Source organism: Bacteroides muris (ex Afrizal et al. 2022), assembly GCF_004793475.1.
GTDB classification, from domain to species: domain Bacteria; phylum Bacteroidota; class Bacteroidia; order Bacteroidales; family Bacteroidaceae; genus Bacteroides; species Bacteroides muris.
The window spans coordinates 61,354-73,731 of the sequence record NZ_SRYZ01000011.1 but is presented as its reverse complement, the minus strand read 5'-3'; the positions used below and the strand labels follow the sequence as shown (position 1 = coordinate 73,731).

Sequence of the window (12,378 nt, the reverse complement as noted above, 5' to 3'; positions counted from 1 at the left end):
AAGTTTGGTCGCTTCAAAGAAAGAAATAATCTGGCGGATACGGAAACCTCTTTAGAAAAAGATTTCAGGCATTTTTAAACAGGCTCTAAATAAAATTATTAATTTATCCATTATTTTTTGCTATATTTGTATTCGTAATACATAAGTCTTTTGTGAACCCTTCAATTAATTAAATTATCATGAAAAAATTTATTTTTTACATTGCCTTAACTGTAACTTCGGCTATACCTGCGAGAGCGCAACAATATTTTGAAAAGCATGTGGTATTTCCATCAGGAGCTACCCTTGAACAAAAAATAGATATGGCTTCAAGACTCGTACCCAGCAAGCAACAGTTGGATTGGCAACAAATGGAGTTGACAGCATTTCTCCATTTCGGAATTAATACCTTTACAGGTCGAGAATGGGGAGAAGGGAAGGAAGACCCATCTTTATTCAATCCCACATCTTTGGATTGTGAACAATGGGTAAAATCTTTGAAAGAAAGTGGTTTCAAGATGGCCATCATTACCGCCAAACATCATGACGGCTTTTGTCTGTGGCCCACTAAAACTACCCAATATTCCGTAACTTCTTCACCATGGAAAGAAGGAAAAGGCGATGTGGTACGCGAATTACGTAATGCCTGCAAAAAATACGGATTGAAATTTGGTGTTTATCTTTCACCATGGGATCGTAATGCTAAATGCTATGGACAAGGTGATATTTATAATCAGTTTTTTATTAAACAACTCACAGAATTGCTCACTAATTATGGTGAAGTACATGAAGTGTGGTTTGACGGTGCTAATGGTGAGGGACCGAACGGAAAGAAGCAAATCTATGACTGGGCTGCCATCGAGAAGACAATCCGCAGTTTGCAGCCCAAAGCCGTAACTGCCATCATGGGCGACGATGTGCGTTGGGTTGGCAACGAAAAAGGGATTGGCCGTGAAACAGAATGGAGTGCCACGGTACTTACTCCTGGTATTTATACACACTCCGAACAAAGGAATAAGGAGATAGGCATTTTTAACCGTTCAAAAGATTTGGGAGGTAGAGAGGTACTGGCACGTGCATCGGAACTTTATTGGTATCCTTCAGAAGTAGATGTATCCATCAGACCAGGTTGGTTTTATCATGCAGACCAAAATGAGCAAGTAAAGCCATTGTCACATTTAGTGGATATTTATTTTAAATCGGTAGGATATAATTCTGTATTGCTACTGAATATACCACCTGACAAACGAGGATTGATTCATGAAACAGATCGTCTCCGGTTGAATGAATTTGCCAGTTATCTGAAAAATACGTTCAATGACAATTTCCTGAAAAAGGGAAACTCATATTGGCAGGCTTCCTCTGGAGAATCAAGAGAATTTACAGTTCAGACAAACGCACTGGTCAATACTTTTATGCTTCAGGAGGATATAGCAAAAGGGCAACGAGTAGAAGATTTCCTATTGGAAGGATGGATGGACAATGCATGGCATAAACTGGCAGAAGGCACCACCGTAGGCTATAAACGCCTGATACGTTTTGATTCATGCCAACCGGAAAAAGTAAGACTGACTATTCGTTCGGCACGAGGCAAAGCCAATTTTCTAAATGCCGGACTATTCTATGCACAACCACTCTCGAACACTAATGCCAAAGTGAAGTTGGGTAATGTGCCAATTTCTCAATACCACATCGTTGGTGATGACAAAGAAGCCGGTAAAGCCATAGACGGAAATCTTCAGAGCGTTTGGCGTACAGAGGGATTGATTCCATTGGTGGTTGACTTAGGCAGTGAAACAGAAATTACTGGTTTCAGCTATGCCCCTGCTACCGATGAAAACTTAGATGGAACAATCTACAAATATAATTTTTATGTAAGTAATAACGGTAAGAAATGGACAAAATGCATTACCCATGGTGAATTCAGCAACATCATGCACAATCCTGTACCTAATGTCGTACAATTCGAAAGAAGTTATAACGGCAGATATTTCAAATTAGAGCCGCTGATGGAAATCAATGCAAAGAATTGCACTTCTATTGCGGAAGTCGGCATATTTGCTTTGACAGTTTTGCAACAAGCTTTATAACCTGGGAGATAAAGGGAACCCTTGAGCAATAAATAGAGGGAAATGAATGGGCACAAAATAAAACCTAGAGCCTGTTTCCCCCTTTCTATTCGTTACATAGCTCGCTATGCTCCCAAAAAATGCTGAATAAGATTAAAACAGATTCTTAGAAGCACGAAGGCGAAAAACTAAAATCATATTAGCTTTTCGCCTTCAAAAAACACGAAGAGCAATCAAGATTTGTATTCCTTCTTTTGCTCGTCACATAGCCCACTATGCTCTTAATCACTCTTTCGCCTGATGCACCGTAAGTTGTGGGAACGGGAAGCCGATGCCCTCTTCGTTGAATACGGAGTAAACCTTCTTGTTCATATCAAAATATACGTCCCAGTAGTCGCCACTCTTTACCCAGACACGGATTACTACATTCACGCTGCTGGCATCCAAAGCATGAAGGGCGACAAACGGCTCGGGAACATTCAGGATACGGCTGTCTTCGGAGATGATACGACGCACGGTGCTTTCCACCTTATCATAATTTTCACCGTATTCCACCCCGATTACCCAATCTACACGACGCGTATCCTCACGGCTGTAATTGGTCACCGTCCCACTGCTCAACGCGCCATTGGGGATATAAATCACCTTATTATCGGCTGTGGTCAAAATCGTATGGAAGATTTGGATTTCACGTACCGTTCCGGACACGCCCTGACTTTCAATCCAGTCGCCTACCTTGAAAGGACGGAACAACAGCACAATCAATCCACCCGCAAAGTTCTGCAAGTTTCCGGAAAGTGCCATACCAACAGCCACACCGGCAGATGCCAACAAAGCTGCAAATGAAGTGGTCTCCACTCCCAACTTGCCGACAACGGCAATAATCAGCAGAACGGTCAGCAAGATATTGGCCAAACTTTTCACAAAACTCTGGATACTGGCATCCACACGCCTTTTTTCCAATAATCTCGCCAGCATTTTCCGGAGAAGGGATATCAAGAATCGCCCCACCACAAAAATGATGACAGCCCCAATGATGCGCCCACCGGCATCCACACTCCAATTTATCAATTGCTGAAGAAATATTTGCAGTTTGCTGAAACCATCGTCAGCAGTTTGGATGGCAAAAGTTGCCATGAATAAGGATAATAACATAACTATACTTTTTTGAAATTAAGCGTACAAAATTAACAAATAACTCAGGTTTTCGTTCACTTAGCTTGTCTTTTTCGACGGAACTCCCTACTTTTGCCCTCGATTTCAACTAAGGGGTGCCCTAATACGACGGGCTGAGATTATACCCATTGACCTGATCCGGGTAGTGCCGGCGGAGGGAAAAACGAGAAAAGTCTCCCCTTTTCTGTATTCATCTAAACGAAACAATTGCAAATGAAAAGACATGCAATGGCAGCCTGCCTCCTAATGGCAGCACTGAGTGTTTGTGCGCAGACACGGGAACAAGACAGCCTGCGGGTGGTGAACCTGCAAGAAGTGGAGGTCATCTCCACGCGTGCCACCAGCAGCACACCGGTGGCATTCACCAACATCGGAAAAGAACAACTGAAAAAACAGAATTTCGGACAAGATTTGCCGTATCTGTTGAGCATGACGCCCTCCGCCATTACCACCAGCGATGCCGGTGCGGGAGTAGGTTACACCACGCTGAGGGTCCGCGGCACAGACGGCACGCGCATCAACGTCACCGCCAACGGCATCCCCATCAACGATGCCGAGAGCCACACGGTGTTCTGGGTCAACCTGCCGGACTTTGCCTCCTCCGTCAAAGACATGCAGGTGCAACGCGGAGCAGGGACCTCAACAAACGGAGCTGGGGCTTTCGGTGCCAGCATCAACATGCAGACGGGTGATTTCTCCATGGAACCCTACGCAGAGTTCAACGGTTCCTACGGCTCCTTCAATACACACAAGGAAACGGTGAAAGTGGGAACAGGACTCATCAATAATCATTGGTCGTTCGATGCACGGCTCTCCAACATCAGCACGGACGGATATATAGACCGGGCGTCCGTGAGCTTGAACTCCTATTACCTGCAAGGAGGATATTACAATGACAATACCTCCATCAAGCTGATAACCTTTGCCGGCAAAGAACGCACTTACCACGCATGGAACTACGCCAGCAAGGAGGAGATGGAACGCTACGGACGGCGTTATAATTCCTGCGGCTTCATGTACGCCACCGACCGGGAAGGCAACGTGTACGGCAAAGAATATTATAAAGACGACAACGGAGAGAAACATTACCTCACGAACGAAGGAGGCGCCCTGCACTTCTATAACGACCAGACCGACAACTATACACAGAAGAACTACCAACTGCTCCTCAACCACAACTTCACTTCACAATGGAATCTGAATATCGGCCTGCACTACACCAAAGGCGACGGATACTATCAAGAATATAAAGGTGAACGCTCCTTGGCAGAGTACGGTATGTCGCCTTTCGAATACAATGGCGGCAAGGTAGAAGTAAGCGACCTTATCCGCAAGAAGGCAATGGACAACTGGTTTGGCGGCGGAATCTTCTCTGTAAGCTACAAAGCCGACCGTCTGCATGCCTCGCTAGGCGGTGCACTGAACCGCTATGACGGCGACCACTTCGGCCGGGTGCTTTGGGTAAAGAACTATATCGGCCACCTGAACCCCGACCACGACTACTACCGCAACAACGCCACAAAGAACGACGGAAATATTTATCTGAAAGCCAATTATGAACTGGTAAACGGCCTCAGCGCCTACCTTGACCTGCAATACCGCCACATCAACTACAGGATAAACGGACTGAACGACAAGTACAACTGGACTGCCGCTACTCCGGGAATGCAAAAATTGGACATTGACGAAGATTTCGACTTCTTCAACCCGAAAGCCGGACTGTCCTGGCAAATCGACCGCAACCACCGCCTATACGGTTCGTTCAGCGTAGCCCATAAAGAACCTACGCGCAACAACTACACCGACGGCTACTTCACCGAACATCCCAAGGCTGAACGTTTGTTCGACTACGAACTGGGATATACCTTTGCCAACTCATGGCTCCATGCAGGTGCCAACTTCTACTATATGGATTATAAAGATCAGCTGGTACTGACGGGAGAGCTGAACGAGATAGGCGAAGCCATGGCCAGCAACGTGCCTGACAGCTACCGTATGGGTATCGAACTGATGACAGGCATCCGGCTGGAGTGCGGTATCCAATGGGACATCAACGCCACGCTAAGCAAAAACCGTGTGCAAAACTTCACCGAGACACTCTACGAGAACGAAGAAGTCGGGTCTGAGGCATGGGGCGTCAAACACGGGGATACCCCCATCGCATTCTCTCCCGGCTTCATACTGAATAACCGCTTCGGCTATTCATTCAAGGGATTCGAGGCCTCGTTACAGTCGCAATATATCAGCAAGCAATACATGAGCAACGCCAAGCAAAAGGAGTGCACGCTGGATGCTTATTTCGTAAGCAACCTGAATCTCTCCTATACCTTCAAGTTTCCTAAAGTAAAGTCGGTAACCGTAGGATGCACCATCTACAATCTGTTCAATGAAGAATACGAGAATAACGGATACGCAGGCAGCGGATACTACCGCGACGATAAAGGAGAAAAAGCCCGTTACAACTATGCGGGCTATGCCGCGCAGGCGGGAACGAACGTACTGGGACACATAGCTATTAATTTTTGATGGAACACGGTCTTGAAATCATAGGCACTATTGTCGGGATTCTCTACCTCTGGTTGGAATACCGAGCAAGCATTTATCTCTGGATAGCGGGCATCATTATGCCCGCCGTCTATATTTTTGTCTACTACGAGGCAGGGTTGTATGCCGATTTCAGTATCAATATCTACTATATGGGGGCTGCCATCTACGGCTGGATGATGTGGAAGTACGGGGCGTTTCTACGACGGACTATCTTGAAACGGAAAGATGCAAGGCAGCAGTCCTCCCCCATTACCCACATGCCGACGCGCTACCTGCTGCCGCTTACCGCCGTATTCATCGCCGCCCTCCTCGGCATTGCCTGGATACTGATGAACTTCACGGACAGCAATGTGCCCTGGCTAGATTCCTTCACCACCGCACTGAGCATCGTCGGCATGTGGATGTTGGCACGGAAATATGTAGAACAATGGTGGGCATGGATTGCAGTAGATGCCGTCAGCACCGGGCTGTACATCTACAAGGGGCTTGATTTTACAGCCGGACTGTATGCCCTTTACACAATTATAGCTATCTTTGGCTACTTCAAATGGAGAAAAATGATGTAAGATGGAAGCAGTAGTTCTGGCGAACGGGGAATATCCTGCCAATCCCCTGCCTTTGAAGATATTGGCAGAAGCGCCTTACGTGGTTTGTTGCGACGGTGGAGCGGACGAATACATCCGCCGAGGCAATACTCCCGACGTAATCATCGGCGACGGTGACTCCCTCAGTGATGAAAACCGCCGGAAGTTCGGGCATATCCTACACCGCATCAGCGACCAGGAAACCAACGACCAAACCAAAGCCGTCAACTTCCTGCTGGCGCAAGGCAAACGCCACATCGCCATCATCGGCGCTACGGGCAAACGCGAGGACCATACATTGGGAAATATCAGCCTGCTCATCGACTATCTCCGAGCCGGAGCCGACGTACGCACCTATACAGATTACGGTATTTTCATCCCCTGCCAGGGTACCCGCACCTTCCCAAGTCATCCCGGACAGCAAGTATCCATCATCAACTTCACCGCACGCGGCCTGCATGGCAAAGGATTGGTCTATCCTCTCAGCGACTTCACCAACTGGTGGCAAGGCACACTCAACGAATGCACCGATACGGAATTCACCATCGAAGCGGAAGGAGAATACTTGGTATTCCTCAACGATACCGTTCTCCGCTGATTCTCCTCCCTCTTCTCCCCACTTGGTACGAAGCAGAAAAAGTATACCGTCCTAGCGCGTCAGCAAATAGGCCTTGAAGTCTGCAAAGTCCTTCGGCATCGGCAGGCTCTTCTTCTCACCGCGCATAAAGGTCTGAAGCTTAGCAGGTATTTCTACGGCTTCACCGATAATCTTTTCGACCGTATCCTTGAATTTCGCCGGATGAGCCGTTTCCAGGAACACGCCCGTTTCGCCGGGTTTCAGTCCTTCGACCAAGGCCCGGAAACCGCAGGCTCCATGCGGATCGAGCAGATAATGGTCCTTCTTCCACACTTCCCGCATGGTTTCGGCAATCTGCTCGTCGGTATAAGCAGCACCGCTGATTTCCGCAGAGATAGCGGCATGACTGCCTCCATAAAGGTCGAGTACGCGGGCAAAGTTGCTTGGGTCGCCCACATCCATCGCGTTGGCAATGGTGGCGATGCTGGGACGCGGCGTATAAATGCCCGTCTGCAAATATTGGAAGAAAATATCATTGCGGTTGTTGGAAGCGATAAAACGCTCCACGGGAAGCCCCATACGCTTACCGAAAAGTCCGGCAGTGATGTTGCCGAAGTTACCGCTGGGGACACAGACAACCGGTGATGAGTCACCTTTCACTTTCTTCAATTGAGCATAGGCATAGAAATAATAGAATGCCTGTGGCAAGAAACGCGCCACGTTGATGGAATTGGCACTGGTCAGTTGCAAGCGTTCATTGAGTTCACAGTCCATAAAAGCAGATTTGACCAGAGCCTGGCAATCGTCGAACGTGCCATCTACCTCAATAGCCGTGATATTCTGTCCCAAGGTAGTGAATTGCTTCTCCTGAATTTCACTGACTTTTCCCTTCGGATAGAGCACATAGACGTGTATGCCTTCCACACCGAGGAAACCGTTGGCAACGGCACTCCCCGTATCACCGGAAGTAGCCACAAGAACATTAACTTGCTTCTTGCCCTCCTTCTTGATAAAGTACCCCAGCAAACGCGCCATGAAGCGCCCGCCTACATCCTTAAAGGCAAGCGTCGGACCATGGAACAGCTCAAGTGAATAAATATTCTCCGTCACCCAGACCAGAGGGACATCGAAACTGAGTGTGTCATAAACAATCTGTTTCAGCGTATCGGCAGGAACATCCTCGCCAAAGAAGGCATCGGCCACGCGATAGGCTATCTCCTGAAAGCTGAGCGTATCGATGCTATCGTAAAACTCTTGTGGCAGAGTTTTGATTGTAAAGGGCATGAAAAGCCCCTTGTCTGCGGCAAGCCCCTTTACCACGGCCTCTTCAAGAGTGGCTTCGGGGGCTTGTTTGTTGGTGCTATAATATTTCATTGCGGTATTTTTTTATTCACCACAGAGTCTCACAGAATTCTCTATAAATAAAACCCCGTGAAACTCTGTGTTACTCTGTGGTGGAACTCATAAATTCATTAATAAACTCGTCTTCTTTCATCAGTCCGTAACTGCCTTCACAGGCTGCCACTTCATCAAATGTCCGTACTTCGTCAGCCTCGATACCCGGATGCCAGATGAGGAACGGAATAGGTTCGGCCGTATGCGTACGGAGCTCGCAGGGAGTGGGATGGTCGGGCAATACGGAGATGGCAACGGGTTCCTCCCAATCCTTCACAGCCTCATAGATAGGACCTACGGCACGGCTGTCCAGATTCTCAATCGTCATAATCTTCAAGGAGACGTTTCCTTCATGACCGGCCTCATCACTAGCCTCGATATGCAGGTAGACAAAATCATCCGTCCGCAATGCATCGAGGGCGGCAGCCACCTTATTCTCATAGTTGGTATCATAAAGCCCCGTCGCACCTTCTACGGTGATGCGCCGCAATCCGGCATAGTAGCCGATACCGTTAATCAAATCCACGGCAGAAATCACTGCACCACGCTTCACCTGCGGGAACTTGTCTGAAAGGCGCTCCATCTGCGGACGATAACCAGGGCTCCATGGCCAGATGCTATTGGCAGGGTCCTTCCCCTCCGCCTTCCGCTTCACGTTGACCGGATGGTTTTCCAGCAACTCTTGCGAACGGAGAATCAAATCGTTAATCAAGTCGGCAGTCTGCTTCGGAGTAAGTGCTGCCTCTCCTTCGGGGACTGTAATGTTTTCCGTACCCTCCATCGGCTTCACCATCAACGGACGGAAAGGCTTCAAGGGGACATCGTGGGGCGGTGTGCAGTCAATGCGCTTGTCCCCTCCCTTTATTACCAGCAGATGGCGATATTGCACGCCCGTATGGAAACACACACGGTCGTCGCCCAGATGCTTCTGAAGGTATTTCACCAACACATCCGCTTCCTCTGTGGTGATGTGCCCGGCAGAATGATTCCGGATATCGTCTCCCTCGATGCAGATAATATTGCAGCGAATCGCCATCTCACCCGGCTGCAAGTCCACACCAATGCTCGCCGCCTCCAACGGACCACGGCCTTCATACACCTTCGGCAGGTTATAGCCCAGAACGGACATATTCGCCACCTCACTGCCGGGATGAAATCCCTCGGCCACTGTCACCAGCCTTCCCACACGTCCCATACATGCCAGCTTGTCCATATAGGGCGTTGCAGCCGCCTGTAGCAAGGTCTTTCCTCCCAGAGCCTTCACGGGCCAGTCGGCCATACCGTCACCTAATATAATGATGTGTTTCATCTTTCTATTTACCCTTGGGATTAAACGTTTGCAATGCTCATAATATCCGCAAATACCCCTGCAGCCGTTACACCCGCACCGGCTCCGTAGCCTTGTATCATCATCGGATATTCCTTATAACGTGCCGTGGTCAGCAGGATGATGTTATTGCTGCCCTCCAGACCGTAGAACGGATGGTTGGCACAGACTTCCTGTAAACCGACAGATGCCTTGCCGTTTTCCAGTTTGGCTACGAAACGCCAATGCTTGTTCTCGGCTTCCAACACCTTGCGGCGGGCTTCGAAATCGGCATCGAGGCCCGGCACTTTCTTCCAGAAGTCATCCAGGGAGCCTTCAAAGAAGTCATCGGGCACAAACAAGTTCTTCTCCACATCGCTCTGTTCCAAACGATAACCGGCCTCGCGTGCCAGAATCACCAGTTTGCGGATAACATCCTTTCCACTGAGGTCGATACGCGGATCGGGCTCGGAGTAACGTTCCTCTTGTGCCATCTTGATGGTCTTGCTGAAAGGAATGTCTGCACTGATTTTATTGAAGATGTAATTCAACGTACCACTCAGCACTGCTTCAATCTTCAATATCTTGTCACCGCTATGGATAAGGTCGTTAATGGTATTGATGATAGGGAGTCCGGCGCCTACATTCGTTTCAAACAAGTACTTCACACCGCGTTGGCGGGCAATCTGTTTCAGTTCACGGTAGTTCTCGTATTCAGAAGAAGCGGCAATCTTATTGGCAGCCACTACCGAAACATTGTGCAGCAACAAGTCCTTGTAAAGGGAAGCCACGCCTGCACTTGCCGTACAGTCCACAAAGACAGAGTTAAAGATGTTCATACCGATAATCTCATTGCGCAACGTTTCCAGGGAACTGTTCTTTCCTTTCTCCCGCAGCTCTTCACGGAAACGTCCCAAATCGAAACCTTCGCGGCTGAACATGGCCTTGTTTGCATCGGCGATACCCACTACATTCAGTTGCAAGCCGTTCTCCTGCATCAACTTCTGGCGCTGGCTGTGAATTTGCTCTATCAGGCTGCCGCCTACGGTTCCTATACCGCAGATAAAGAGATTCAATACCTGATATTCTGACAAGAAGAAAGAATCATGAATAACATTCAGCGATTTGCGCAACGACTTGTTGTCCACAACAAACGAGATGTTGGTTTCCGAGGCACCCTGCGCACAGGCAATTACATTGATACCGTTACGTCCCAACGTACCAAACAATTTTCCGGCAATACCCGGCGTATGCTTCATGTTCTCGCCTACGATGGCCACAGTAGCCAGATTCTTTTCCGCCTGAATGGGGGAAATCTCTCCCATCTCGATTTCCTTGGCAAACTCCTCGTTCAGTACCTCGCAAGCCAAGTCGGCATCCGCATTGCGCACACCGATAGAGGTTGAATTCTCTGAAGAAGCCTGGGACACAAGGAACACACTGATGCCGTTCTTTGCCAACGCCTTGAAGATACGGTAGTTCACACCGATAACACCTACCATACCAAGGCCTTGCACTGTAATCAGGCTCGTATCGTTAATGGAAGAAATACCTTTGATGGCCTTACTCTGCGGATTGGAAGCCTCTTGCTTGATAACAGTTCCTACCCCCTCCGGATTAAAGGTATTCTTTACCAGAATGGGGATATTCTTGTGGCAAACCGGATAGATTGTCGGCGGATAGACAACTTTCGCACCGAAGTTACAAAGCTCCGTAGCTTCCACATAGCTCAATTCATTGATTGTATATGCCCCAGAAATCACACGCGGGTCAGCCGTCATGAACCCGTCCACATCCGTCCAGATTTCCAGACTGTCGGCATCCAGCGCGGCAGCAATAATTGCCGCCGTATAGTCGGAACCACCTCTACCCAGATTTGTCACCTCGCCCGTCATCTTGTCTGTGGCGATAAAACCCGGAACCAGCACACGCTTGGGCAGGCTGCTGAATGTCTCACGTACCAGCGAATTGGTCAAGTCCGTATCCAGTACATGCTTGGAATGCTTCTTTTCCGTCTTGATAAACTTACGCGAATCAAACCATTCAGCCCCCGTCAACTGGGCAACAATGATGGATGAAAGACGCTCGCCATAGCTCACAATGGTATCGGATGTCTTCTGCGAAAGGTCTTTTATCAGATAAATACCCTGGAAGATGTCCTTCAGCTCGTTGAGCAGCTCACCAATCTGGCGCTGCAAGACAACCTGCGCCTCGCCTGCCGGAATCACTTCCTTTATCATTTCCACATGACGGTGGACAATCTCCCGAAACTCATTCTCGTAAGAAGCATCACCGACTGCCGCCATCTTGGAAGTGTTAATCAACTTGTCCGTGATGCCGCCCAATGCGGACACTACCACGATAACCGGTTCGTCAACTGCTTCTACAATTCTCTTGACGCTCAAAATACTGTTCACGGAACCTACGGACGTTCCGCCGAATTTCATTACTTTCATTTCTCTTTATATTGTTGAGATGGTTGATACAATGTGTCGGAAACAAGCTGCTACAGCTTGCATTGACTTTAATTAAATGGAAAAACTGCTTAAAAATGGTGTAACACGTAGAAACACAAAATACTATCCCTAACCCCTAAGGGTCATAGTCCACATGGATGTGACTGTATGCAGATAGTACTTGTTCATTGTCTCTTGTTTCTATCGTTTATGATAAGTGTTGCAAAAGTAACAATAAAAACATTCAATATATCACTTTTTACGACTTTTTTGCGATAAAAATATAGAA

At 48.1% G+C, this 12,378-nt stretch carries 8 protein-coding genes and 1 riboswitch; of the genes, 4 read left to right on the top strand and 4 right to left on the bottom strand.

All coding sequences use genetic code 11. From position 1 onward, the window contains the following. The first annotated feature begins 179 nt into the window (after positions 1 to 179). Positions 180 to 2,069: an alpha-L-fucosidase gene (locus tag E5355_RS07160; protein ID WP_136009768.1), complete on the top strand. Its 1,890-nt coding sequence runs from the start codon at positions 180 to 182 to the stop codon at positions 2,067 to 2,069. 264 nt (positions 2,070 to 2,333) lie between these two features. Here E5355_RS07160 and E5355_RS07155 read toward each other — a convergent pair whose 3' ends face one another. After that, positions 2,334 to 3,185 carry a mechanosensitive ion channel family protein gene (locus E5355_RS07155; protein ID WP_136009791.1) on the bottom strand — a complete coding sequence of 284 codons (852 nt, stop codon included), beginning with the start codon at positions 3,183 to 3,185 and terminating at the stop codon, positions 2,334 to 2,336. Between the two features lie 120 nt (positions 3,186 to 3,305). Then, positions 3,306 to 3,401: riboswitch (TPP riboswitch) on the top strand. Positions 3,402 to 3,437: 36 nt separating this feature from the next. Between E5355_RS07155 and E5355_RS07150 the strand changes: the two genes are divergently transcribed. Genes E5355_RS07150 through E5355_RS07140 form a run of 3 tightly spaced genes read left to right on the top strand, consistent with a single transcriptional unit; the run spans position 3,438 to position 6,953 of the window. Next, positions 3,438 to 5,750: a TonB-dependent receptor gene (locus tag E5355_RS07150; protein WP_136009767.1), complete on the top strand. Its 2,313-nt coding sequence runs from the start codon at positions 3,438 to 3,440 to the stop codon at positions 5,748 to 5,750. After that, positions 5,750 to 6,337, top strand: coding sequence for a nicotinamide riboside transporter PnuC (pnuC, locus tag E5355_RS07145; RefSeq protein WP_136009766.1), 588 nt, complete (start codon positions 5,750 to 5,752; stop codon positions 6,335 to 6,337). Before E5355_RS07150 ends, pnuC begins: the two co-directional genes overlap by 1 nt. Before the next feature lies 1 nt (position 6,338). After that, positions 6,339 to 6,953 (top strand): thiamine diphosphokinase, encoded by a 615-nt coding sequence (locus E5355_RS07140; RefSeq protein ID WP_136009765.1) that lies wholly within the window; start codon positions 6,339 to 6,341, stop codon positions 6,951 to 6,953. A 51-nt stretch (positions 6,954 to 7,004) separates the two neighbouring features. Here E5355_RS07140 and thrC read toward each other — a convergent pair whose 3' ends face one another. The 3 genes from thrC to thrA all read right to left on the bottom strand — a co-directional run bounded on the left by thrC (position 7,005) and on the right by thrA (position 12,089). Continuing rightward, the gene (gene thrC, locus E5355_RS07135; RefSeq protein ID WP_136009764.1) at positions 7,005 to 8,306 is read right to left on the bottom strand and encodes a threonine synthase; all 1,302 of its coding nucleotides are present in this window, start codon (positions 8,304 to 8,306) and stop codon (positions 7,005 to 7,007) included. A gap of 70 nt (positions 8,307 to 8,376) precedes the next feature. Further along, positions 8,377 to 9,636 (bottom strand): cofactor-independent phosphoglycerate mutase, encoded by a 1,260-nt coding sequence (locus E5355_RS07130; RefSeq protein WP_136009763.1) that lies wholly within the window; start codon positions 9,634 to 9,636, stop codon positions 8,377 to 8,379. Between the two features lie 20 nt (positions 9,637 to 9,656). Further along, positions 9,657 to 12,089, bottom strand: a complete 2,433-nt coding sequence (thrA, locus tag E5355_RS07125; RefSeq protein WP_136009762.1) for a bifunctional aspartate kinase/homoserine dehydrogenase I — start codon at positions 12,087 to 12,089, stop codon at positions 9,657 to 9,659. Between the last annotated feature and the right edge of the window lie 289 nt (positions 12,090 to 12,378).